This is a genomic window from Streptomyces sp. NPDC048111, from assembly GCF_043202815.1.
GTDB lineage: Bacteria > Actinomycetota > Actinomycetes > Streptomycetales > Streptomycetaceae > Streptomyces.
Genome location: NZ_JBIDBD010000001.1, coordinates 202,100 through 224,305, shown reverse-complemented (window position 1 = coordinate 224,305; position 22,206 = coordinate 202,100). Strand labels below are relative to the sequence as shown.

Genomic DNA, 22,206 nt, shown 5'->3' with positions numbered 1-22,206 from the left:
GCTCAGCGGGGTACTAGGGCGGTGGCCGGATGCCGCCGGTGCGGGCCCGCGTGGCTCGGGAGGGCCGCCGGGGCCGGGGAGGGCCAGGTGTCCGTGCCCGGCGTGCCACGGCCCGCTCGGGCGCTGCCGAGGTGCTGAACTCGACGGACGGCTCGCTCGGGCGGGCCGGAGACGGGCGGGGCCGGTAAGGGGTCGGCGCGCGGGGGCGGCCACAGGCCGTCCGCGCGGACGGCGGGTGTGAGAACAGGGATGGAACGTTGAGGGATCTGAGCCAGGCCGTCGTCCAGTGGAGGCAGTGGGCGACCTGGGAGTGCGCGGCGGTGGGCCGGTCGGCACGCCGTGCGCTGAGCGGGCCCGGGCCCGAGCGGGACACCGCCGTCCAGGCGCTGAAGGCAGCCGCGGCGGCACTGATCGCCTGGGCGCTCGCGGGCTGGTGGTGGAAGGCGCCGATGGCGCTGCTCGCCCCGTGGACCGCGATCTTCCTGGTGCAGAGCACCGTCTACAGATCGCTCAAGTCGGCGCTGCAGCAGTTCGTGCTCGTCGTCATGGGCACCCTGCTGGCCGCCGGGGCCGGTCTCGCGACCGGCAACGCCATGCTGGCGATGGTCATCGCGCTGCCGGTGGCCATGCTCTTCGGTTCGTACGCCCGCTTCGGGACCCAGGGTCTCAACGCACCGACCGCGGCCCTGTTCGTCCTGGTCTACGGCACCTACTCCGGCTTCGACATCCTGCACCGCTTCCTCGAGACGCTCCTGGGCGCGGCCATCGGGCTCGGGGTCAACGCCCTGGTGCTGCCTCCGGTGCACTCCCGCAGCGTGCGCCACCTGCGCAGCCATCTGCCCGAGGAGAGCGCCGCGCTGCTGCACGCCGTCGCCGACGGCATCGACGAGAACGGTCTCACCGCGGACGGGACGCAGGCCTGGCACGACAGGGCGGGACGGCTCACGGACCGGGTCACCGAGCTGCGGACCGCGCGCGGCTGGGCGGACGAGAGCTACCGCTTCAACCCCGGCCGCAAGCTCCGCCGCTCCGCCCCGCTGCCCCCGCCCGCCGACTGGGACTTCACCTGGGACCGGATCACCCATCACATCGAGGCGATCACCCGCAATCTGGCCGAGGCGGCCGCGTCGCAGCCGGAGGAGCCCGACAAGCCAGACAACCCGGACAAGGTCGCCGGGCCTTCCGATCGGGACGGCCACCCCTCGGCCCTGCCCGACTCCGCCCCGGCCGTCGTGGCCGAGCTGCTGCGTGCGGCCGGGGACGTATGTGAACGTGACGACACCCTGGAACACACCGGTGCCGTGGGCTCGCACCCGGACGGTTCACCCGAGGCGGACGAGGCGGACGAGGCGGACGACGCGGCCCTGGGGCGCAGCCGCGAGCGGCGGGCCGCACTGCGCAGGGCCTACACCGCGCAGAGCGAGCTGACCGCGCTGTTCCGGGAGCGCGGTGACGAGCGGCAGGGCGTCCTCGCCGCCGTCACCGCCGACACGATCCGCCTGCTGGGCGATCTGTCGTCGGTCGCGGGCAGCGTGCCGGACGACGGGGCGGACGACCAGGCGGACGACGGGGCGGACGGAGGAGGCCGGATGGCCTGAGCCGAGTGCGTGACCAGGAACGACACGGGTCTTGTGAAGACGGCGTGCGCTCTGTGAGGAGTCCGGGGCCGCTGTTCATGTGTGGGAACAACTTGAGACACTGAGGGATATGGATATCGTCCGCAGGAACAACGTCACCGTCACCGGTAACCCGCAGGGGCCGACGGTGGTGCTGGCGCACGGGTTCGGCTGCGACCAGAACATGTGGCGTCTGACCGTGCCCGCCCTCGCCGAGGACTACCGGGTGGTGCTGTTCGACTACGTGGGCTCCGGCCGCTCGGAGACCTCCGCCTTCTCCGCGGACCGCTACGCGTCGCTGCGCGGCTACGCCCAGGACGCGGTGGACGTGTGCGAAGCCCTCGACCTGCGCGACGCCGCGTTCGTGGGCCACTCGGTGAGCTCGATGGTGGGGGTGCTCGCGGCCGACATGGCTCCCGAGCGCGTGGGCTCGCTGGTGATGGTGGCCCCCTCGCCGCGCTACATCGACGAGGACGGGTACCGCGGAGGCTTCAGCGCCGCCGACATCGAGGAGCTCCTCGACTCGCTCGACTCCAATTACCTGGGCTGGTCGGCCGCGATGGCACCGGTGATCATGGGCAACGCGGACCGGCCGGAACTGGGTGACGAACTGAAGAACAGCTTCTGCGCCACCGACCCCGTGATGGCCCGCGTTTTCGCGCGCACCACGTTCCTCTCCGATTCGCGGGAGGACCTGAAGCGCGTCGAGGTGCCGACCCTGATCCTCGAATGCACCCAGGACGCCATCGCGCCCCGCGAGGTCGGCGCTTTCGTCCACGAGGCCATCGAGGGCTCGACCCTCGTCACCCTCGACGCGACCGGCCACTGCCCGCACCTGTCGGCACCCGAGGCCACCAACGAAGCGATCCTCACGTTCCTCGCGGGCCGCCGATGATGTGCCGGACCGACCAGCAGCCGGATCCTCGCGAGCCGGGCGAGCCGGGCAACGGGCAGACGCCGGACGCAGCGTTCGCCTCGCTCCTGGAGGACAGCGCCGAGGATCTGTACGAGAGCGCGCCGTGCGGCTACCTCTCCACGCTGATGGACGGCACCATCGCGAAGGTCAACGCGACACTGCTGGCCTGGCTCGGTCTGGAGCGCGAGGCGGTGGTGGGCCGCATGCGCTTCACCGACCTCCTGACCGTCGGCGGCAAGCTCTACCACGAGACGCACTTCGCGCCGCTGCTGCGCATGCAGGGCGAGATCAGCGGCATCGCCCTGGAGATCAAGCAGGCCGACGGCGGCCGGATGCCCGTCCTCGTCTCCTCCGTGGTCAAACACAGCGACGCCAAAGACCCGCTGCTCATCCGCACCACCCTCTTCGACGCGCGCGACCGGCGTGCCTATGAGGAGGAGTTGCTGCGCGGTCGCCGGGTCGCCGAAGAGGCCCGGCGCCAGGCAGAGGAGGCCCGCCGGCAGGCCGAGGAGGACCGGGCCCGACTGCAGGACGCGCTCGCCGTCCTCCAGCAGTCCCTGCTGCCGGACACCCTGCCGTCCGTACCCGGCGTGGAGACCTCCGCGTACTACCACACCGCCTCGCCCGACCGGCTCGGCGGCGACTTCTACGACGTCTTCCCGCTCGACGGCAAACGCTTCGCGTTCTTCCTCGGCGACGTCTGCGGCAAGGGCCCCCAGGCCGCCGCGCTCACCTCCCTGACCCGCTACACCCTGCGCGCCGCCGCCCTCCACGACCCCGATCCGGTCGCCACCCTGACCACCCTCAACCGCGTACTGCACGAGCGGTACGCGGCGAGCGGCGACCCGCGCTACTGCACCGCCGTCTTCGGCACCCTCGAAACCGACGCGGTGACGGGACAGGTCGCGGTCCACCTCGCCTCTGGCGGCCACCCGCCCGTCGTCGTCCTGCGCGCCGACGGCACCGCCGCCTATCTGCCCACCCCGGGCGGCCTCCTCGTCGGCATCCTGCCCTCCGCGCCGTTCGCCACCGCCTCCACGGTGCTGGCCCCGGGCGACACACTGCTCCTGTACACCGACGGCCTCACCGAGGCCCGCACCGGCAAGGACCGCACCAGCCTGTACGGGGACGAAGCGCTCCTGGCCTTCGCCGCCGAGCAGGCCGGCAAGGCGCCGCACGCCGTGATCCAGGCCCTCACCGGCCTCCTCGACAGCTTCGGGGACGGCCTCGACGACGACACCGCGCTGCTCGCCCTCGGTGTCCCCGCCACCGACTCCGGGATGAGAAGCACCGCATGAGCCCGCTGAAGATCACCGCCCGCGACGCCGAGACCGGTCCCGTCCTGGAGGTCTTCGGCGAGCTCGACTACGCGTACGCCGGCGAACTGCGCGAACGGATCGCCGCCACCCCCCTTGCGCCGGGCCAGTGCCTCGTCCTCGACCTGGGCGGCATGGACTTCTGCGACTCCAGCGGAATCACCGCCCTGATCGCCGCTCGCAACCATGCCCTCGCCGCCCAGGCCGACATCGCGCTCGTCGCCGTACCGGCCAACACCGTGCGCGTCCTGCGGATCGTCGGCCTCGACCAGATCTTCAACCTGCGCCCGGACGGCGAGGGCGGGAGCGTCCGCGACGCGAGCGCCTGAGGCGGTCAGGGCCGGGCGGCCCCGCGGACCCGCGGGCGGGCGCGCGGTACCGCGCGCATCAGGGTGTGCAGAACGGCGTCGATGGTGTCGCGGGGCGGCTCGTCGGCGACGTGGGTGAGCAGGCGGGCCAGCGTCCGCAGCAGGGGCGGCGAAGCCATCACCCGGGGGTGCAGCAGCGGCCGGTAGCCGTAGCGGCCGAGGACCAGGTCGCCCGCGAGGTTGCCGAGCCGGTAGTGGCGCCCCCAGCGCCGATGGATCTCCGACGGGTACTGGCGCAGCGCGTGCTCCCGGCCGGGCCCTGCCGGGCGGGCCAGCGCGAGGGCCACGGTCTCGGCCGCGACCTCGGCGGCCTCCATGGCCTGCGCGATGCCCTCGCCGCTCCAGGGACTGACCATGCCGGCGCTGTCCCCGACGAGCAGCAGCCCGCGATGGTACTGGGGATGACGGTTGAACCCCATCGGCAGGGCGGCGCTGTGCAGCGGGGACGCGGCACTGTCGTCCGTCACGCCCCATTCCCGTGGCAGCCGCGGCAGCCAGCGTTCCATGGTGGCCCGCAGGTCGACGTTGCCGCTGCCGCGGTGGGGCAGCGCGCCGAGGCCCACGTTGATCCGGCCGTCCCCGAGCGGAAAGACCCAACCGTACCCCGGCAGGTCCCGGCCCGTCCTGCTGCACAGCAGGTCGGCCCAGAGTTCCAGATACGGGTCGTGGGAGCGTTCCTCGCTGCGGTAGTAGCGGCGGGCGGCGGTGGCGACGGTGCGCCGCGGGTCGCGTTCGAGCCCCATCTGCACGGCGGTCCGGGCCGACGCGCCGTCCGCCGCGACCACCAGCGGGGCACGGAAGGTGACGGGCTCCTTGTCCGGCCCGGACAGCGCCGTCACCCCGGTGATGCGGCCGGCCCGGTCGGTCAGCGGAGCGGTGACCCTGACGCCGGTACGCAGCCGGGCTCCGGCCGCGACCGCGTGCGCGGCCAGGAGATCGTCGAAGTCACGCCGGCTGCGGGTCAGTCCGAAGTCGGGTCCGCTGCCGAGCCGGGGCCAGTCGATGTCGACCTGCCGCCCCTCGCACACCCACCGCATGCCCCGATTGCGCATCCAGCCGGGCGCGTTGACGTCGATGCCCATCCGCACCAGCTGATGCACGCCCCGCGGTGTCAGTCCGTCCCCGCACACCTTGTCGCGGGGGAAGCCGCTCTTCTCCAGCAGCAGCACCTCAACACCCGCCCGGGCCAGATGCAGCGCGGCCGCGGACCCCGCGGGTCCGGCCCCCACCACCAGGACCTGAGCCCCGTCGGCGCCCCGCCCGTCCTGCCCCGGGGCATCCTTCGATCCGTTGGACCCCGCACCATCGTTTCGTGTGATCACTCATCCACTATGGGGGATCTGTGGCGCCGGTACGGGTGAACTGCCGCACGCGGCACGGGTGTCGGTGGCTCGGGATGCGACGGGGCGCACGGCCACGCGCCCCGGCCCTCGGGGGGACGGCTATACGGACGGCACCCGGCCGGTGCCGGACAGGCGCTCGCCCCGCTGCTCCAGACGCTGGGCCTTGTCGTGCAGCCGCCGGCGCAGCACCGGGTCCACGGCGCGCTCGGCGGCGGCCCGGAGCGCGTGCACCTGGGCGCGCAGCTGCCGGGCGGCCCGCTCGCCCGCCTGGTCGGCCGTGGGAAGGGCGTTCATGGAGTTCATGGAGTTCGTGGCATTCAAGGGGGACCTCCAGGAGCGAGGGGGACAGGGGTGGGACGGGCTTGGTGTGGGGGAGGGGAGGGGCTTATGCGGCGGCGTATTCGGCGAGCGTCTGCTGGCGTACGCGCTTGCAGGCACGGGTGATCAAGCGCGAAATGTGCATCTGCGAAAGACCGAGCTCGTCGGCGATCTGATGCTGCGTCATCTCCTGGAAGAACCGCATGTACAGGATCTGCGACTCGCGTTCCGGGAGCGCCCGCAGCGCGGGCTTGACCGCTTCCCGGTCGATGACGTGGTCGAAGCCGGGTTCGGTGGCGCCGAGACTGTCGGCCAGCGACGCCCCTTCCCCTTCACCGTTCGCGCCGCCGCCGGACTCGGCCTCCAGGGACAGGCTCCGGAACGACTCGATGGCTTCGAGGCCGTCGCGCACCTGGTCCTCCTCAAGGCCGCACTGGGCGGCCAGTTCGGCGATGGTCGGTTCACCGGGCCGCCCCGTCTGGAGCTCACTGCGGGCGATGCGGACCCTGTTGCGCAGCTCCTGGACCCGGCGCGGCACGTGGACGGCCCACAGCGAATCCCGGAAGTGCCGCTTGATCTCGCCGTTGATGGTCGGGATCGCGTACGCCTCGAACGCGCCCCGCGCCGCCTCGTACCGGTCCACGGCCTTGATCAGACCCATCGCGGCGACCTGGTGGAGATCTTCGATCTCGGCACCGCGGTTGCGGTACTTGCCCGCCAGCCGGGCGGCCATCGGAAGCCACTGGGACACCAACGCGTCGCGCAGCGCGTCGTACTCGGGGCCGTGCTCAAGGGAGTTGAGGCGGACGAAGTCGGCTTCGGTGTCGGGGGCGTCGTCGTGGCTTCGCGGTCGCGAAACGGTGGTGGTCATGGGTGGGGGCTCCTGGACGTCTGGGCGCGGCAGTACAGAACGCCGCCGAACCCCACATGTCCAGGCCTCATCCGGAGATGACACGCCCAGGACACACGGGTCCCGCGGGCGTGCCTCCGGTCCGAAGCACAAGGTGCGCCTGCCCCCGCGTCCCCACCCCAAACGGTCGCGACCGCCCCGACTCTCGGATTGACCCGAACGGGTGAGGGCGGAGTCCGCGGGGCGGGGTCGCGGGGGCGTGCTCGGTGAGACGTGGCCGAGGAGCCCGCGTCACTCCTTCCCGTCGGCACGCGGCCGGGGAGCCCGCGCTACTCCTTCCAGTCGGCACGGACGAGCTCGTACTCGACCTCGCCGTGCTCGGAACCGGGGATCGCCTCCGGCCAGTCCCCGGTGAAGTGCCGGAGGAACGACAGGCCCGACTTCTCCATCACGCGCCGGGACCCGGTGTTCACCGCCATCGTGTTCGCGGTGACCCGCTCCACCCCGAGATCGGTGAACCCCTTGCGGATGAGGGCGCGCGACCCCTCGGTGGCGTACCCCTTGCCCCAGGCGGCCTTGTTGAGCCGGTAGCCGAGTTCGACGACGAGCGGGCTGACGTCGTCCAGGGGACGGAACTCGAACCATCCGAGGAAGGTCCCGGTCGCCTTTTCCTGGGCGGCCCAGAAGCCGCGCGTACCGAAACAGGGGTGGTCGTGGAGGAGGCGCGGCAGGGTGCGGGAGCGGATCGACTCGCGCTCGGCCGGGCGGCCACCGTTGATGAACCGCATGACGTCGGGGTCGTCGTCCAGCCTGAACAGGTGATCGGCGTCGGCATCGGTGTCGGCGAAGGGGCGCAGCACGAGGTGCTGGGTCTGAAGGAAGGCGTGCATGGCGTGATGGTGACGGACGGGTGATCGCCGTCGCCACCGGATATCGGGGCGCCACCGGATTTCGTGGCCGTCACCGGATATCGGGGCCGCCGCCGGGTGGCTCGTCCGCCCCGAACGGCGCGCCTGCCCCGAACGGCGCGTCCGCCCGGGACGGCGCGGAGGTGCCGGTCGCGCGGTGGGGTGACGACCGGCCCGGCCGCGCCGTGCGAGGCGGCCGGGCCGGCGCGGGACGAGTTCCGCGCCGGCCCGGGGTCATCCCTGCGTGCGCAGCAACTCCCCGGCGCGCCGCACCGCTTCCGCGTGCCCGAACAGGCCGGGGAGGCCGCCGGAGTGGAGCAGGACGGTCGGCTCGCCCGGGCGGATGTCGCCGTCGCGGACGGCGGCGACGAGACCGGCGGCCGTACGGCCGGTGTACACCGGGTCAAGGAGTACGCCCTCCGCGCGGGCGACGGTGGCGAGGGCGTCGAGAACGGGCTGGTGCAGCACCGCGTATGCCTCGCCGACCTGGTCCGAGCGCACCCGCAGCGCCGAGGCGGGCGTTGCGCGGCCGGTCAGTTCGCCGACGATCGAGGCGGCCGTGGCGGCGGGGTCGGGGAGGGCGCCGACGTCGACCCCCAGCACCCGCTCGGGGCCGAGCGCGGCGACCAGCCCCGCCATCGTGGCGCCGGATCCGAGCGCGGTGACGACGTGCCGCACGGCGGGCCGCTGCGTCAGGATCTCCGCCCCGGCCTCCACATAACCGCGGGCGCCGAGCGCGCTGGAGCCGCCGAAGGGGATCAGATAGGGGCGAGCGCCCCGCTCACGCAGCTGGACGCACTCCTCCTCCGCGGCCCGGGTCAACCCGGCGGGCCCGGACGCCCCCTCGGCCCACACGACGCGCGCGCCGAGCAGGGCGTCGAGCAGCAGGTTCCCCGCGATCGGCGGCGGCCCCTGCGGACCGGGCATCACCAGCACCGCCCCGAGACCGGCGCGGGCGGCCGCGGCGGCGGTGAGCCGCGCGTGGTTGCTCTGCGGTCCGCCGGTGGTGACCAGGGTGTCCGCGCCCTGCCGCAGCGCGTCGGCCACGAACCACTCCAGCTTGCGCACCTTGTTGCCCCCACCGCCGAGCCCCGTGAGATCGTCCCGCTTGATCCACAGATCACCGGCCCGCAGCCCGATGGCCTCGGCGAGCCGCGGCGCCGCCTCCATGGGCGTCGGCCACGCCCCCAACGCGAACTTCTCGACCACCGCGTCTCCCTCATCCACGCCACGTCACCCCCGCCCGCCAGGCCCGCACCGGGGCCCCCGGAACCGGGCCACCCTTTCACATCCGGCACTCGCACCTGGGCAAGCACCCCCAGCGGCTCTATTGAACGTGTTCAATAATCTGCATAGAGTCTCTTCCGAAGGCGCGAGGGGCGGACGGGACGGGGGAGAGGCATGGGGCTGCGCCCTGCGAACAATGGGGCCGACCCTCGCGGGGCGGCTCCGTCCTCGGTCTCCATGGCCGTGCTCACGGTCGTCCTGTCGGCCGTGCTGTTGATCTGCTCCTACCACGCGGACGGTCTTGCCACGGCAGTCATGCTGGTGCCGGTCGCGCTGGCCGTCGGTGTACCGCTGCTGATCGGCGTGAGCGCACTGCTGACCGCGGCCTACGTACTGCCCGCGGTGGCGCTGGGGCACTGGCTCGCAGGACGGCCGGGCCGGGCCGGCGGACGGCGGTGGGTCGTGGTCGGCTCGGTGCTGGGGTTGTTGCCCGTGGTGGGACTGCCGACCGCGGTGTGCATGCTGCGGAGCGGAACTCGGGCGTGGCCCCAACTTGCCCTGGACGGCGGCCTGCTCGCCGGATGTCTGTGGCTGCTCGGGGCGCCGGCCCTGTGTGCCGTCCATCTGACGGTGCGGCGCGAGGACGCCGGCCGGCCCGTCCGGCCGGTCGGACGCATCCTCGGGTGGGGGATCCTCGCGCTGACCCTCGGGCTCGTGGCGGGCCTGGTGTGCGGCTGAGGTGGAGGTGCCCCGGCAACAGCCGTAGGCGCGGGGGTTCGACGTAGGTGGGGTGGCTGCCGCGTGGACGCGGGAAGTGGGGGTACGTGGGCCGGGAGTGATCTTGGTCAGGTGTGCCGGTCCCGCAACGCCCGTGTCCCGCCCATGAGTTCTGAGGAGTGCTCCGATGACGGTACCCATCCGTAGTCATCCCGCCGTCCCGCGGCGTCGGCGCGAGGTGTTCAGTCTGCGGACCACCGCGCTCGGCTTCGGGCTCGTCGCGCTCATGGTCTGGGGGGTCGCCCTGACCTTCAAGGCGGCGGTCGGGTCCGGCGCGCATCCGTTCGGAGCCGTGCTCGTGCTGCTCGCCCTGCTCCTGCTGGGGACCGCCGCGATACGCAGCAACCGGCTCCGCCGCGCGGCGCGTACCGTCACGCTCGAAGCGACCGCCGCCCCGGCACCCGTCCTGCCGCCCACGATCGGCGTCCCGCAGGCCGAGGACTGCGCCGACCTCGACCCCCTCGCCTTCGAGGACGCCGTGTCCGACCTCTGCCGGCGTGACGGCTGCTCCGACGTCGCGGTCGTCGGCGGCGCGGGCGACCTCGGGGCGGACGTCATCGCCACGGCGCCCGACGGCCGGCGGCTCGTCATCCAGTGCAAGTGCTACGGGGCCGGGCACAAGGTGGGCTCCCAGGATCTGCAGCGCTTCGGCGGGACCTGCTTCGCCGTGCACGAGGCCGAGTTGGCCGTGGTGGTCACCACCAGCGAGTACACCGAACCCGCCCTGGACTACGCCGCCCAGTGCGCCATCCTGTGCTTCGACGGCGCGGCCCTGCGTGCGTGGGACGACGGGACCGGCCCCGCTCCCTGGGAACACTGGCCCGCCTGAGAGGGACGCCCACGCAACGCGCCCCTCTCGGACCGGATGTGACGGGCCGTTACAGGTCGAGCTGATAGGTGAGGACCGTGTGGGTGGGCGTGTAGCCGAGGTCGGTGTTGATGCTTCGCATGGGGGCGTTGCCGGCGGCGGTGTCGGTCAGCAGGCCCTTGAGGTCCGGATAGGTCTGCCGGGCCTGGCGGATGGACTCCGCCTTCATCCAGCGGCCGAGCCCGTGCCCGCGGTGCTCGGGCAGGACTCCGGTGCCGTAGTGCTGGGCATCGCCCTCTCCGTCACCCGGGACGACCAGTTCGGTGAAGCCCGCGACCGAGTCGTCCGCCGTGTCGATGGCCACGACGGTGTGCAGGACGTCGCCGCGGTCCGCCACGGCGCGGGCCGCGGCGACGACGCTCTCCACGTCCCAGGCCACCGTGCCGTAGTCGGCGTCGTCCATGGGCATGTCGTCCATGGCGCGGCGCGAGTCGGCGAAGGTCGTGGCCAGGTGTGCCGGGACGGTCCCACGCCAGGACTCCAGCCGGTAGCCGGGATGGGGCCGGGCGGCGGCCTCGTGCAGCGCCGCGGTGTCCGTGTCGGCCAGGGAGAGGCGGGTGTGGAGCATGGTCAGTACGGCGCGGAAGCCGCGGGCGGCCAGGAAGTGGTCGCCGGGGGAGTCTGCCTCGGCCTGAGCGAAGAGGCACCGCCGGCCGTCCTCGCGGGCGGCGGCCGTGGCCGAGTCGAGCAGCCGCGAGCCGACGCGGCCGCGCCGTTCGGACCGGTGGACACGGATGTCCACCTCGGCACGGTGCCGTTGCCCGGGTCGGCTCAGGAGGCGCAGGAACGCGGACCCGACCGGCAGTTCGTCGGCGTCGGCCGCGAGCCAGGCCAGCCTGCGGCCGGACGGTGCGAGGTGGGGGTCGGTCAGTGGGGTGATGCGGATCGACAAGGCTGCTCCGTCGTGGAGAAGGGGGAAAGGTCGGCACGTGCACGTGACATCGGGTGCGGGACACTGCTGCGCATGTGCTGCACACCTCCTCGAAGCCCAGGACGGATCCGCTGCGCGCAGCGGGACGGTCGGGGGAACGTAACCGTGGTGGCGGCCCCGCGGCAAACGATTTGCCGCGCGCCTTCCCGACCCGGACGGCCTTCCTCTCCGTGTCCGGCGGCGGACCGGATGCCGATGGGCAGCCCGTTGGCGGGTCACGTATAAAAGGAAGCCGTGCTCGGAGCCAGTCGGGCCTGCCGAACCACCTGCGAGGGGACGTTCTCCATGAAGCCACCTGTCACCGGCCGCCGCGTACTGGTCAGTGGGGCCTCACGGGGCCTCGGACGGGCCGTCTGCCGGGCGTTCGCGGCGAACGGGGACCGCGTCGCCGTGCACTACGGATCCCGCGAGGACGAGGCCCGGGTGACCCTGGAGTCCCTGGAGGGCGAGGGGCACGGGCTGGTCGGCGGTGATCTGGCCGACCCGGCCGGGGCCGCGGCCGTGGAGTCGGCGGCGGCCGAACTCCTGGGCGGGATCGACGTGTTGGTGAACAACGCGGCCGTGAACGTTGCGCACCCGCTCGCCGAGACCTCGTACGAGGAGTGGGTGGACGCGTGGCAGCGGCACGTCGCGGTCAATCTGCTCGGCACGTCGAACCTCAGCTATCTCGCCGCGCGCCGCATGATCGGGCAGGGCACGGGCGGGCGCATCGTCAACATCGGTTCGCGCGGCGCCTTCAAGGGGGAGCCGGACCATCCCGCGTACGGGGCGACCAAGGCGGCGGTGCACGCGCTCGGGCAGTCGCTCGCCGTCTCGCTCGCGCCGCACGGCATCGGGGTGGCCTCGGTCGCGCCCGGGTTCTTCGACACCGAGCGGGTGGCGCCCCGGCTCGGCGGGGCCGAGGGCGATGCGATCCGGGCGCAGAGCCCGTTCGGGCGGGTGGCCTCCGCGCAGGAGGTCGCCTCGGCGGTGCTGTGGCTCGCTTCGCCGGAGGCCGAGTGGGCGTCGGGCGCCGTACTCGACCTCAACGGTGCCTCCTACCTGCGTACCTGACGGCACACCAGGTAACGGTGGGTGCTCCGTCGGCTGTGAACGAGGACCGGGCGCCCCGTGTCGCCGGTGTTCGTGCGGCGGCACGGGGCGCCCGGCGTACGGGGCCCGGCTCAGGGGCCCGTCAAAGAGTGATCCACTCGGTGGAGGTCGTCACCTCCGCCAGCGCGTCGGGCAGGGGCTCGACGCCGAGGCCCGGGCCCGTCGGGACGTCCAGGTGACCGTCTTCGAGGACGAACGGAGGCGTGATGTCCGTGGCGAAGTAGCGGCTTGAGCCCGAGGTGTCACCGGGCAGGGTGAAGCCGGGGAGCGCCGCGAGGGCGACGTTCGCGGCGCGGCCGATGCCGGTCTCCAGCATCCCCCCGCACCAGACCGGGACGCCATGGGCGCGGGCGAGGTCGTGGATGCGGCGGGCTTCGAGATAGCCGCCCACCCGTGCCGGCTTGATGTTGATGACCGAGCACGCCCCCAGCGAGATGGCCGCCGCGGCATGGGCGGAGGACTCGATGGACTCGTCCAGGCAGATGGGTGTCCGCAGCAGCTTGGCGAGCTGCGCGTGCTGGACCATGTCGTCGTTGGCCAGGGGCTGTTCGATCAGCAGCAGGCCGAAGGCGTCCAGCTTGGCGAGGTGCTGCGCGTCGACCAGGGTGTAGGCCGCGTTCGCGTCCACCTGAAGCAGCAGGTCGTCCCCGAAGCGCTCCCGGACCGCACGGACCGGCTCGACGTCCCAGCCGGGCTCGATCTTCAGCTTGATGCGGACGTACCCCTCGGCCACGTATCCCTCGACGGCGCCGAGGAGTTCGGGGACGGAGTCCATGATGCCGACGGACACTCCGCACGGCACGCGGTCCCTCGCCGCGCCGAAGTACGAGGCGAAGGACTCGCCCGAGGCGCGCAACTGGGCGTCGAGGACGGCCGTCTCCAAGGCGGCCTTGGCCATGTGGTGACCGGTGTACGGCGCCAGGGCGCGGCCCACGCCGGCCGCGTCCACCCCGTCCGCGGGGAGCGCGGGGATCAGGAAGTCGCGCAGCACCTTCTGCGCTCCGTCCACGTACTCCGAGCAGTACCGGGGCTCCGACATCGCGGCGCACTCGGCCCAGCCCTCGCCCTCGGACGTGACGACGTGCACCAGCAGTACGTCGCGGCTCGTCTCCACGCCGAAAGAGGTACGGAACGGGGCGACGAGCGGCATCGCGATGCGGCGCAGTTCGATGCCGGAGATCTTCAACTTGTTCACAACTGGCTCCTGTTGGACGTACGGGGGGAAATCGACGGGGCGGACGGGGCCGGGGCGGGCCGGGGTGCGCGGCGTACGACGTAACCGGACCGGGCGTCGAAGCCGACGACGCGGGCGCCCTGGTCGAGCAGGTCGCCGAGGGTGTGGCGCACCGCGAGCCGCCAGGCGTGCGCGGCGGCGGAGTCCTTGCGGCGCAGGCCCTCGATGTCCTCGGGGAGACCGATGAGCACCACCGGGGCGTCCAGCGAGCCGAGTTCGGGACGGCCACGGCGGTCGCGGACACCGTGGACCGCGTCGGCCGGGACCGCCCGTGCGAAGCCCCCGCCGGGTGCGGCGGCGGGCGGTGGCACCGTCAGGTCCCAGGCGGCCAGGACCCGGTCCGACTCGTCGCCCCCGTTGATGGCGTCGTCCATCTCCCCGTAGAAGGACGGCAGGTACTCCTCGGGCAGCGCGCCGAGCTTCACCAGGTTGAAGTGGGCGTTGCGGCGGATCAGCGGGTCGTACGTCCAGGTGATCCGGGTCAGACCGCGGGCGAGGGCCCACCCCCGCTGATGGTGCTTGAGCGCCAGGCCGATGCCGCGCCCGGCGACGGCGCCGGTGATGTGCGAGTGCAGGGTGCTGCCGGCCGGGTCGGCGAAGAAGCCGACCGACGCACCGACCAGCCGACCGCCCTCGTACGCTCCGGCCACGTAGTTCCCCGCGTGCGAGAGGGCCCGCATGACCTCCGCCGAGATGGGTGCGTTGTCGGGCTCGGTGCCCCAAATGCCCGCGTACAGACGGCAGATGGCGTCGAGGTCCGCCATCGCGTGCAGTTCTCTGATGTCGAGCGGGCCGGCGTCGCTCATCGCACGGCCTCCACGAGGTGGGCCAGGAGCCGGGCGCGGACGGGCATCTCGGCGGTGATCACGTGCTCGTGGTCCGCGTGGGCGCCGTCCCCGACCGCGCCGAGGCCGTCGAGCGTCGGGCAGCCCGCTCCCGCGGTGTAGTTGCCGTCGGACGCGCCACCGACCGCCACCTGGCTCAGCGGTTCGAGTCCGAGCCGCGCGGCGATGTCGGCCGCCCGGGTGAACAGCTCGCGGGAGGCGGCGGCCTCCAGGGGCGGGCGGTTGGGGCCGCCGCTCACCTCGATGCGGGCGCCGGTGTGCTGCGGGAGCAGGGTCCTGATGTGGCGGTCGACCGCGTCCTGCGCCGCGGCGGTGGGGACCCGTACGTCGACGCTCAGGTCGGCCCGGGCCGGGACGGTGTTGCCGGCCGTGCCCGCCGAGAGCAGTGTGGGGGTGATGGTCGTACCCGGACCGGTCTCCGCCGCGACGGCCGCCGCGACGCGGTCCAACGCGCCTATCTGGTGGGCGAGTTCGACGGCGGCGTTGACGCCCTTCTCCGGTTCGAGCCCGGCGTGGGCGGCCCGGCCGTGGACGGTGATGTCGTAGTGGGAGACACCCTTGCGGGCCGTCTTGAGTGCGCCGCCACCGGCCGAGGCCTCCAGGACGAAGGTCGCCCGGCACTGTCGCGCGAGGTCCTCGATGAGGGGGCGTGAGGTGTCCGACCCCACCTCCTCGTCGCCGGTCACCAGGACGCAGAGGCCGTCCAGCGTGGGCAGCGAGGCCAGTGCGTGGAACATCTGCACCAGCCCGGCCTTCATGTCGAAGACGCCCGGGCCGCGGGCGACGCCCGCCTCCACCGACCAGGGACGGGTCCGCAGGCTCCCGATCGGCCACACCGTGTCGTGATGGCCGAGCAGCAGCACGCGCGGGGTGCCGAACGTCCACCGCACGTGGCTGACCCCGTCGATGACGAGCGTCGTGGCCCTGGCGCCGAGCAGCCGGTCGCCCTGCGCGGCGACGACCCGGGCGCTGCGGGCCACGGCCGCGTGGTCGGCGGAGTAGGACTCGCAGGTGACGAGTTCCTCCAGGTCGCCCAGCATGGCGTCGAGGTCCGCCGGCGGGCCCTCGGGCGCGCGGGTGATGTCGTGGTCTACGGGCACGGGTGAGTCCTCCTGGGTGGGGTGTCCGTCCGTCACGCTAGGCAGCGCCGGACGGGCCGGGTTGGTGGCGGCGGCAGAGCGTGGGCGCCGGATTCGTACCGGGATCCCAATCGCCTCAGTGCCGGACGCCCTCCTGCGGGGAGCTGTCGGTACCGGTCACCGGCTCACCCCATCCACTCGGCCATCAGGCGCCGGGTGTTGCCGCCGAGCACCTTCAGGACGTCCGCCTCGGTGAACCCGGCGTCCACGAGCGCCCGGGTCACCGACGGCATTCCGGCCGGCCCTTCAAGGCCCGGGAAGTCGAACATCGGGTCCTCGTCGTCCGGAGCCTCGCAGCACGGCGGCGTGACGTCGTTCATCACCTCGCGTACGAAGTCCGAACCGAGGCCCACGTGGTCGATCCCCGCGACGGACACGATGTGCTCGATGTGGTCGACGATCCGCTCGACACCCACCTTGTCCTGGGTGTCGGTGAGGAAGTCGGGCACGAAGTTGACGCAGACGACTCCGCCGGTGGCGGCCACGCCCCGGATCTGCTCGTCGGTGAGGTTGCGGTGGTGGTCGCGCAGGGCGCGGGCACAGGAGTGGGTGGCGATCAGCGGGCGGGTGGCCAGCTCCAGGACGTGGGCGACACCGGACGCGCTCAGGTGGGAGATGTCGAAGAGCATGCCCAGGCGTTCCATCTCCGCCAGCGCCTCGACACCGGGGGCGGTCAGGCGGCTGCCGGTGGCGTCCTCCCTGCTGCCGTCGGCCAGCGGGGTGCGCCCCCAGTGCGCGATCGACGCGATCCGTACGCCGAGGCGGAACAGGGTGGGAACGAGCTCGACGGACGCGTCGATGCCCGGCGCGCTCTCCAGGGCGAGCACCAGCGCGACCTTGCCCTCGGCGAGGGCCGCGTCGATGTCCGCGCCGTCGAGACAGAGCGCCACCTGATCGGCGTTGGCCTCGGCCAGGACATGGGCGCACTCGATCATCCGCAGGGTCTGGCGCAGTGCGCCCTCGGGGCGGTACTGGTCGTCGATGAAGACGGGCAGGACCTGGATGTCGATGCCGCCCGCGCGCAGCTGCGGCAGCCAGCGCTCGCGGAAGAAGGCGCCCCAGCGCCTGGGAGGACGGGCGGACACCGCCATGAGCAGATCGTTGTGGGCGTCCGCGACGACGGCGCGGCGGTGGAGTTCGGTGGACATGGGGGGCCTTTCACGGGACGGAACGGGGCGCGGCGCCCTTCGGGACGGCGCCGAACAGGGGTCAGGCGCGGGCGAGTTGCGGGACCGCGTTCAGGAGGGCGCGGGTGTAGGCGTGGCGCGGGTCGCCGAGCACGTCCTCGACCGGCCCGTGCTCCACGAGCCGGCCGTGCCGCATCACCGCGATGTCGTCGCAGACGTAGCGCACGACGGCCAGGTTGTGCGAGATGAACAGCATCGTCAGACCCAGCTCGGTGCGCAGCTCACGGATGAGGTTGAGCACCGCCCCCTGCACCGAGACGTCCAGCGCCGAGGTGATCTCGTCCGCGATGAGCACATCGGGCTCTGCGGCCAACGCCCGTGCCACGGCGACGCGTTGGCACTGGCCGCCGGACAGCTCGCGCGGATACTTGGCGGCGTACGAGGCGGGCAGGGCCACGAGTTCGAGGAGACGGGCCACCTCGGCGCGCCTCCCGGTGGCGGGCTTGCGCGAGCCCTCGGCGATGGCGTCGCCGACGCGCATGCGCGGGTCGAGCGAGGAGTACGGGTCCTGGAAGACCATCTGGATCCGGCCCGGCTGGACGTCGTGGACCGTGCCCTGACGGGCCGTCAGGCCGGCCACCGCACGCGCCAGAGTGGACTTGCCCGAACCGGACTCACCCACCAGACCGGTCACGGTGCCGTGCGGTACGTCCAGGCTGACCGCGTCGACGGCGGTGAACCGGCCGTAGTGGACGCTGAGTTCACGGATGCGCATCAGGCCTCCCAGCAGGCGACCGCGTGACCGGCGCCGCGTGCGGTGAGTTCGGGTCGTAGCGAGCACGAGCGCGTCGCCAGGGCACACCGGTCGGCGAAGGCGCAGCCGGACCCCACGTCGCCGGGGGAGGGCTGACGGCCGGGGATGGTCGCCAGGGGCAGAGCCCGGTCGGTGTCCATGTCGGGCAGGGACGCGATGAGCGCGCGGGTGTAGGGGTGGCGCGCGTGGCGCAGCGCGGCGGCGGGGAGTTCCTCGACCACCCGGCCCGCGTACATGACGGCGACGCGGTCGCACAGCTCACCGACGACGGCGATGTCGTGGGAGATGAACAGGGCGCCGGCCCGGGTGTCGTCCACCACCTCCCGCAACACCTTCAGGACTTCGCGCTGCACCGTCACGTCCAGGGCGGTGGTCGGCTCGTCCGCGATGATCAGACGCGGGGTGCCCATCAGCCCCATGGCGATGACGGCGCGCTGGCGCATGCCGCCGGACAGTTCGTGCGGGTACTGCCGGACGACCTGGGCGGGCCGCCGGATGTGGACGCGGTCGAGCCGCTCGACGGCACGGGCGCGCGCCTGCGCCGTGGTGGCGCCGTCGTGCAGGGTGGCCACCTCGGTGAGCTGGCCGCCCACGCGCAGCGCGGGGTTGAGCGAGGACGTGGGGTCCTGGAAGACCATGGCCAGCGACGAGCCCAGCAGCTTGTGCCGCTGCGCCGCCGTGAGGCCGTCCAGGTCGGTGCCGCACAGCAGCGTACGGGCGGCGGCGACCACCCCGGGGTGGGGCACGATGCGTCCGATGGCCGCCGCGGTCATGCTCTTGCCGCTGCCCGACTCCCCGACCAGGCCGAGGATCTCGCCCTCGCGGACGGTGAGGGACACCTGGCGCACCGGGGTGATGCCACCGGGGAACGCCACGGTGAGATCGCGCACTTCGAGGACCGCGCCCGTCTCCGGGGCGGCCTCCGACGCGGGCGGACGGGGCACGACGGCGGGGCCCGACGGCCCTTCGGGACCGGCCGCGGCCTTGGCGAACGTATCGCCGAGCAGCATGAAGCCGAGGCCGGCGAGGGCGACCGCGACCGCCGGGGCGATGACGACGGACGGCGTGACATAGACGTGCCCGAAGGCCTCGTTGAGGAGCCGGCCCCAGTCGTAGCCCGGCGCCTGCACGCCCATGCCGAGGAACGACATGGCGGACAGGCCGAGCAGCGCGGAGCCCATCGCCTGGGCGGTGTTGAGGATGAGGGGCTCGGCGATGTTGGGGAGGATGTGCCGGGTGAGGACGCGGCGCCTCGGTACGCGCAGCATGCGGGCCGCGGCGATGTAGTCGGCGCGGGCGATCGACGCGGTCAGGGTGTGGGTGAGCCGCGCGAAGGTGGGCGCGAGGGCCGCTCCGATGCCGAGCACCGCGCCCTTGGCCCCCAGCCCGGTGACCACGGCGGTGAACATCGCGAGGAGCAGTGCCGGGAAGGCGACGAGGATGTCGACGGCGGCCACCACCAGCCGTCCCGCCGCGCGCGGCAGGAGCGAGGGCAGCGTGCCGAGCAGGACACCGGCCAGGGTCCCGATCAGGGTGGCGAGGACCGAGAGGCCCAGCGTCAGGCGGGTGGCGACCAGTGTCCTGGCGAGCAGGTCGCGGCCCAGCGCGTCGGTGCCCAGCAGATGCGAGGCGCTCGCTCCCTGGCTGATCCGCTGTGCGTCGATCCGGCCGGCCGCGTCGCCCCACACCGGCGGCCCGACCAGGGCGAGCAGCACCAGGAGCGCGATCAGGACCGCACCGAACAGACCCGCGGGATGTCTCAACAGGCGGCGCATCAGGCCTCCTTGGAAGGGGAGCCGGAGAGGGAGGACTGGGGGTCGAGGACGCCCAGGAGCACGTCGACGAGGAAGTTGATGAGCAGGACCAGGGCGCCGTAGACGAGGATCATGGCCTGCGCGACGGGATAGTCCTTCTGCGTGATGGCCTCGACGGTGCGCTGTCCCAGCCCCGGCCACGCGAAGACGTTCTCCACGAGCACGCTCCCGGTGATCAGCCCGCCCAGGAGCAACCCGCCCATGGTCAGGGTCGCGGTGAGCGTGTTGGGCAGCAGGTGGACCGCGTACAGGCGCCAGGCGGGCAGCCGCTTGGCGTGCGCAAGCCGCATGTAGTCGGTGCCGAGCTCGCGCAGGGTCTCGACCCGGGCCAGCCGGGCGATCATCGCGGCGGGCGCTATGGCGAGCGCGGTGACGGGCAGCACGTAGGAGGCCGGGCCGGTGAGCCCGGCCGGTGGGAGCAGACCGAGCCCCAGGGCGAAGACGAGCAGCAGGGCCAGACCGTAGAGGTACTCGGGAATGGCGACCGCGGCGCCGGTCAGCGTGGTGAAGGCGGCCTCGGTCCGCCGGCCGCGGCCCTGGTGCGTGCGCACGGCGCCCCACATGCCGAGGGGGACCGCCACGGCGAGGGCCACGAAGGTGGCCGCGACGGCGAGCGCCACGGTGTTGGGCAGGCCCTGGCCGATGAGGGAGGCGACCGGCTGGGAGGAGAAGAACGAGGTGCCCAGGTCGCCGCTCGCCAGGTGCTGCACGTAGTGGAGGAACTGGGTGGGCAGCGGGTCGTCGAGGCCGAGGGCCGCGCGGCGCTGGTCGACCAGGGCCTTGGGGGCGGTCGGGCCGAGCATCTGGCGCAGCGGGTCGCCGGGGATCAGATGGATCATCGCGAACGAGGCGATGACGAGCACCGCGAGCGAGACGATCAGGCGCAGCAGATGGCGTGCCAGGGACGCGGGCGTCAACCGGCGTGCGCGGTGCGGTACTTGGGCGGCGTCGCTGGTGGGATCGGCGTCGGTCACGGGGGCGGTGTCGGTCACTTGGCGGCTCCCGTCATGCGGATCGACGTCGGGTCGAAGAGGCCCGCCGTGATGCGGTACGTGGCGTCGTGTGCGGCGCTGGTCAGGGTCTTGTCGACCACGGGGACCAGGTCGCCGTTGGTCAGCAGAGCGGCTTCCGACTCGTTCCACGCGGCGCACCCCGAGGTGCCCGGCTGCTTGCTCGCCGCCGCCGTGAGGGCCTCGTAGCGGTGGTTGGTGAGGTGGGCGAAGTTGCCGCCGTCCGGGGTGAAGGGACCGGAGAGCGAGCCGATCAGCTGGCTGGGCAGCGTGACACCGAGCGGCGCCCAGTCGACGTCCCAGTCCTGGGTGACCGCCTCGACCTCCCCGTAGGCGGCGTCGGACACGGCGCGCAGCCGCACGTCCGCGCCGGCCTTCTGCCACGCGTCGGCGAGGTACTCGGCGGCGGCGCTCATGGTCTCGCCGGCGGAGGTGCCGTAGATCATGCGGATGGTGAGCTTCTTCCCGTTCTTGCGGCGGACGCCGTCGGAGCCGCGCGACCAGCCCGCCGCGTCGAGATCCGCGTCCGCAGCCGACGCGTCGAACGCGGGGAGGTGCCCGGTGACGGTGTCGCCGGGACAGGGACGCGGCTGCATCACCAGGCCGGTGGGCCTGCGGCCGGTGCCGCCGGTGGCGATGGCGCCGAGATCCGTCAGGTCGACGGCCTTGAGCAGGGCTTTGCGCACGGCCGGGTCGCTCCCGGGGTGGCCGGCGCCCTCGTGGAAGAAGAACTCCTGGGTGCCGTTGGCCGCGGACGTGGTGGTGATGCCGGGGACGTGGGTGACGCGGGCCCGGTCGGGCCCGGCGAACTGGGCTCCGTTCAGGGCGTGGGAGAGCAGCAGGTTGGCCGCGGTGGACTCGCTGCCGACGACCTTGAGGACGACCGAGTCCGGCATGGCCGGATCCGACGCGGTCGCACCGCCGGGGCCCCAGCTGTATCCGGTGCGGCGGGTGAAGGTGTAGCTCTGGCCGGGGGAGGCGGAGGTGAGCTGGAAGGGACCGGAGCCGGAGGTGCCCTGCCGCAGCAGGGCGCGGTTCTTGAGACCGGCCCCGCAGACCACGAACAGGTACCGGGTGCTCTGCAGCAGGAACGCGAAGGGCTTGGGCGTCGACAGCGTCACGGTGCCGGCGCGCTCGTCCGCCCTGGCGGTCAGGCCCTCGGGCACGACCACGCCGTACGCGGGTGACTTGGTGGCCGGATCGGTCAGATGGGCCACGTTGTCGGCGACGGTCCGCGCGGTGACCGGGCTGCCGTCGGCGCAGGTGACGCCCCGGCGCAGCGAGAAGGTGACGGACGAGGGCCCGACCCGCCACGTGTCGGCGAGCCCGGAGACCACCGTCCCGTCGGGCGCGATGTTCACCAGAGTGTCGTAGGCCAGCGAGAGAGCTGTGTACGTGGTGGTGTTCTGCACCTGGGCGGGGTCGAGCAGACCGGGGTCGCTCTTGATGGCGAAGCTGAAGGCGTCACCGCCGGCCGACCCGGCTCGACCGGTGCCGCAGCCGGCCGCCAGCAGCGATGCCGCGAGACAGGCGGCGACCGCTTTGGCTCTCTTCATGGGGGGCTCCTTGGGGCGGAAGGTTGCCCTACATTCGCGAGTGCTGGCCTGAATTGATTCAGCCGGGACGACAAAGACGGCCGTCCCGGTTGGGGCCCGGGACCCAACCTCGGAGATCAGTGCCGGGTCGGGGCCGC

General features: G+C 73.0%; 21 protein-coding genes. 7 read left to right on the top strand and 14 right to left on the bottom strand.

Annotated features, from left to right (window positions below; genetic code table 11):
• Positions 1-257: 257 nt before the first annotated feature.
• From ACGF3I_RS01025 to ACGF3I_RS01010, 4 genes are all read left to right on the top strand, one after another.
• The gene (locus tag ACGF3I_RS01025) at positions 258-1,598 is read left to right on the top strand and encodes an aromatic acid exporter family protein (protein ID WP_393128374.1); all 1,341 of its coding nucleotides are present in this window, start codon (positions 258-260) and stop codon (positions 1,596-1,598) included.
• A 109-nt stretch (positions 1,599-1,707) separates the two neighbouring features.
• Positions 1,708-2,511 (top strand): alpha/beta fold hydrolase, encoded by an 804-nt coding sequence (locus ACGF3I_RS01020; protein WP_393128373.1) that lies wholly within the window; start codon positions 1,708-1,710, stop codon positions 2,509-2,511.
• Positions 2,511-3,830: a PP2C family protein-serine/threonine phosphatase gene (locus ACGF3I_RS01015; protein WP_393129081.1), complete on the top strand. Its 1,320-nt coding sequence runs from the start codon at positions 2,511-2,513 to the stop codon at positions 3,828-3,830. Before ACGF3I_RS01020 ends, ACGF3I_RS01015 begins: the two co-directional genes overlap by 1 nt.
• Positions 3,827-4,177, top strand: coding sequence for an STAS domain-containing protein (locus ACGF3I_RS01010; RefSeq protein ID WP_393128372.1), 351 nt, complete (start codon positions 3,827-3,829; stop codon positions 4,175-4,177). The genes ACGF3I_RS01015 and ACGF3I_RS01010 overlap by 4 nt, the downstream gene beginning before the upstream one ends.
• 5 nt (positions 4,178-4,182) lie before the next feature.
• Here the strand turns inward: ACGF3I_RS01010 and ACGF3I_RS01005 are convergent, their stop codons facing one another.
• The 5 genes from ACGF3I_RS01005 to ACGF3I_RS00985 all read right to left on the bottom strand — a co-directional run bounded on the left by ACGF3I_RS01005 (position 4,183) and on the right by ACGF3I_RS00985 (position 8,862).
• A complete protein-coding gene (locus tag ACGF3I_RS01005; RefSeq protein WP_393128371.1) occupies positions 4,183-5,538 on the bottom strand; it encodes a geranylgeranyl reductase family protein in 1,356 nt (451 codons plus the stop codon).
• A 120-nt stretch (positions 5,539-5,658) separates the two neighbouring features.
• On the bottom strand, positions 5,659-5,853 hold the full coding sequence (locus tag ACGF3I_RS01000; protein WP_393128370.1) for a DUF6381 family protein: 195 nt from the start codon (positions 5,851-5,853) through the stop codon (positions 5,659-5,661).
• Positions 5,854-5,944: 91 nt separating this feature from the next.
• The gene (locus ACGF3I_RS00995) at positions 5,945-6,748 is read right to left on the bottom strand and encodes a SigB/SigF/SigG family RNA polymerase sigma factor (protein ID WP_393128369.1); all 804 of its coding nucleotides are present in this window, start codon (positions 6,746-6,748) and stop codon (positions 5,945-5,947) included.
• Positions 6,749-7,056: 308 nt separating this feature from the next.
• Entirely contained in the window at positions 7,057-7,617 is a 561-nt protein-coding gene (locus ACGF3I_RS00990; RefSeq protein WP_393128368.1) for a GNAT family N-acetyltransferase, read from the bottom strand.
• A 252-nt stretch (positions 7,618-7,869) separates the two neighbouring features.
• Entirely contained in the window at positions 7,870-8,862 is a 993-nt protein-coding gene (locus ACGF3I_RS00985; RefSeq protein ID WP_393128367.1) for a pyridoxal-phosphate dependent enzyme, read from the bottom strand.
• Positions 8,863-9,099: 237 nt separating this feature from the next.
• Here ACGF3I_RS00985 and ACGF3I_RS00980 point away from each other — a divergent pair, with 237 nt between their 5' ends.
• On the top strand, positions 9,100-9,600 hold the full coding sequence (locus ACGF3I_RS00980; RefSeq protein WP_393128366.1) for a hypothetical protein: 501 nt from the start codon (positions 9,100-9,102) through the stop codon (positions 9,598-9,600).
• Positions 9,601-9,766: 166 nt separating this feature from the next.
• On the top strand, positions 9,767-10,468 hold the full coding sequence (locus tag ACGF3I_RS00975; protein ID WP_393128365.1) for a restriction endonuclease: 702 nt from the start codon (positions 9,767-9,769) through the stop codon (positions 10,466-10,468).
• 49 nt (positions 10,469-10,517) lie between these two features.
• Here the strand turns inward: ACGF3I_RS00975 and ACGF3I_RS00970 are convergent, their stop codons facing one another.
• Positions 10,518-11,399, bottom strand: a complete 882-nt coding sequence (locus ACGF3I_RS00970; RefSeq protein WP_393128364.1) for a GNAT family N-acetyltransferase — start codon at positions 11,397-11,399, stop codon at positions 10,518-10,520.
• A gap of 324 nt (positions 11,400-11,723) precedes the next feature.
• Here ACGF3I_RS00970 and ACGF3I_RS00965 point away from each other — a divergent pair, with 324 nt between their 5' ends.
• A complete protein-coding gene (locus ACGF3I_RS00965; RefSeq protein WP_393128363.1) occupies positions 11,724-12,491 on the top strand; it encodes an SDR family NAD(P)-dependent oxidoreductase in 768 nt (255 codons plus the stop codon).
• Between the two features lie 121 nt (positions 12,492-12,612).
• Here ACGF3I_RS00965 and menC read toward each other — a convergent pair whose 3' ends face one another.
• The 8 genes from menC to ACGF3I_RS00925 all read right to left on the bottom strand — a co-directional run bounded on the left by menC (position 12,613) and on the right by ACGF3I_RS00925 (position 22,069).
• Positions 12,613-13,716, bottom strand: a complete 1,104-nt coding sequence (gene menC / locus ACGF3I_RS00960) for an o-succinylbenzoate synthase (RefSeq protein WP_393129080.1) — start codon at positions 13,714-13,716, stop codon at positions 12,613-12,615.
• 5 nt (positions 13,717-13,721) lie between these two features.
• Entirely contained in the window at positions 13,722-14,570 is an 849-nt protein-coding gene (locus ACGF3I_RS00955) for a GNAT family N-acetyltransferase (RefSeq protein ID WP_393128362.1), read from the bottom strand.
• Complete coding sequence (locus ACGF3I_RS00950) at positions 14,567-15,649, bottom strand: M20 family metallopeptidase (protein ID WP_393129079.1); 1,083 nt, start codon at positions 15,647-15,649, stop codon at positions 14,567-14,569. Before ACGF3I_RS00950 ends, ACGF3I_RS00955 begins: the two co-directional genes overlap by 4 nt.
• A 224-nt stretch (positions 15,650-15,873) precedes the next feature.
• Positions 15,874-16,896: a dipeptidase gene (locus ACGF3I_RS00945; RefSeq protein ID WP_393128361.1), complete on the bottom strand. Its 1,023-nt coding sequence runs from the start codon at positions 16,894-16,896 to the stop codon at positions 15,874-15,876.
• A gap of 61 nt (positions 16,897-16,957) precedes the next feature.
• Positions 16,958-17,650, bottom strand: coding sequence for an ABC transporter ATP-binding protein (locus ACGF3I_RS00940; RefSeq protein WP_393128360.1), 693 nt, complete (start codon positions 17,648-17,650; stop codon positions 16,958-16,960).
• Positions 17,650-19,464, bottom strand: a complete 1,815-nt coding sequence (locus ACGF3I_RS00935; protein WP_393128359.1) for a dipeptide/oligopeptide/nickel ABC transporter permease/ATP-binding protein — start codon at positions 19,462-19,464, stop codon at positions 17,650-17,652. Before ACGF3I_RS00935 ends, ACGF3I_RS00940 begins: the two co-directional genes overlap by 1 nt.
• A complete protein-coding gene (locus ACGF3I_RS00930) occupies positions 19,464-20,495 on the bottom strand; it encodes an ABC transporter permease (RefSeq protein WP_393128358.1) in 1,032 nt (343 codons plus the stop codon). Before ACGF3I_RS00930 ends, ACGF3I_RS00935 begins: the two co-directional genes overlap by 1 nt.
• Positions 20,492-22,069 (bottom strand): ABC transporter substrate-binding protein, encoded by a 1,578-nt coding sequence (locus tag ACGF3I_RS00925; protein ID WP_393128357.1) that lies wholly within the window; start codon positions 22,067-22,069, stop codon positions 20,492-20,494. The genes ACGF3I_RS00930 and ACGF3I_RS00925 overlap by 4 nt, the downstream gene beginning before the upstream one ends.
• Positions 22,070-22,206: the final 137 nt, after the last annotated feature.

Coding starts and splice junctions, on each gene's coding strand:
- ACGF3I_RS01020 (WP_393128373.1), top strand. CDS start 1,708: ATGGATATCGTCCGCAGGAACAACGTCACCGTCACCGGTAACCCGCAG.
- ACGF3I_RS01015 (WP_393129081.1), top strand. CDS start 2,511: ATGTGCCGGACCGACCAGCAGCCGGATCCTCGCGAGCCGGGCGAGCCG.
- ACGF3I_RS01010 (WP_393128372.1), top strand. CDS start 3,827: ATGAGCCCGCTGAAGATCACCGCCCGCGACGCCGAGACCGGTCCCGTC.
- ACGF3I_RS01000 (WP_393128370.1), bottom strand. CDS start 5,853: ATGAACGCCCTTCCCACGGCCGACCAGGCGGGCGAGCGGGCCGCCCGG.
- ACGF3I_RS00995 (WP_393128369.1), bottom strand. CDS start 6,748: ATGACCACCACCGTTTCGCGACCGCGAAGCCACGACGACGCCCCCGAC.
- ACGF3I_RS00990 (WP_393128368.1), bottom strand. CDS start 7,617: ATGCACGCCTTCCTTCAGACCCAGCACCTCGTGCTGCGCCCCTTCGCC.
- ACGF3I_RS00980 (WP_393128366.1), top strand. CDS start 9,100: ATGGCCGTGCTCACGGTCGTCCTGTCGGCCGTGCTGTTGATCTGCTCC.
- ACGF3I_RS00975 (WP_393128365.1), top strand. CDS start 9,767: ATGACGGTACCCATCCGTAGTCATCCCGCCGTCCCGCGGCGTCGGCGC.
- ACGF3I_RS00965 (WP_393128363.1), top strand. CDS start 11,724: ATGAAGCCACCTGTCACCGGCCGCCGCGTACTGGTCAGTGGGGCCTCA.
- ACGF3I_RS00955 (WP_393128362.1), bottom strand. CDS start 14,570: ATGAGCGACGCCGGCCCGCTCGACATCAGAGAACTGCACGCGATGGCG.
- ACGF3I_RS00950 (WP_393129079.1), bottom strand. CDS start 15,649: ATGCTGGGCGACCTGGAGGAACTCGTCACCTGCGAGTCCTACTCCGCC.
- ACGF3I_RS00945 (WP_393128361.1), bottom strand. CDS start 16,896: ATGTCCACCGAACTCCACCGCCGCGCCGTCGTCGCGGACGCCCACAAC.
- ACGF3I_RS00940 (WP_393128360.1), bottom strand. CDS start 17,650: ATGCGCATCCGTGAACTCAGCGTCCACTACGGCCGGTTCACCGCCGTC.
- ACGF3I_RS00935 (WP_393128359.1), bottom strand. CDS start 19,464: ATGCGCCGCCTGTTGAGACATCCCGCGGGTCTGTTCGGTGCGGTCCTG.
- ACGF3I_RS00925 (WP_393128357.1), bottom strand. CDS start 22,069: ATGAAGAGAGCCAAAGCGGTCGCCGCCTGTCTCGCGGCATCGCTGCTG.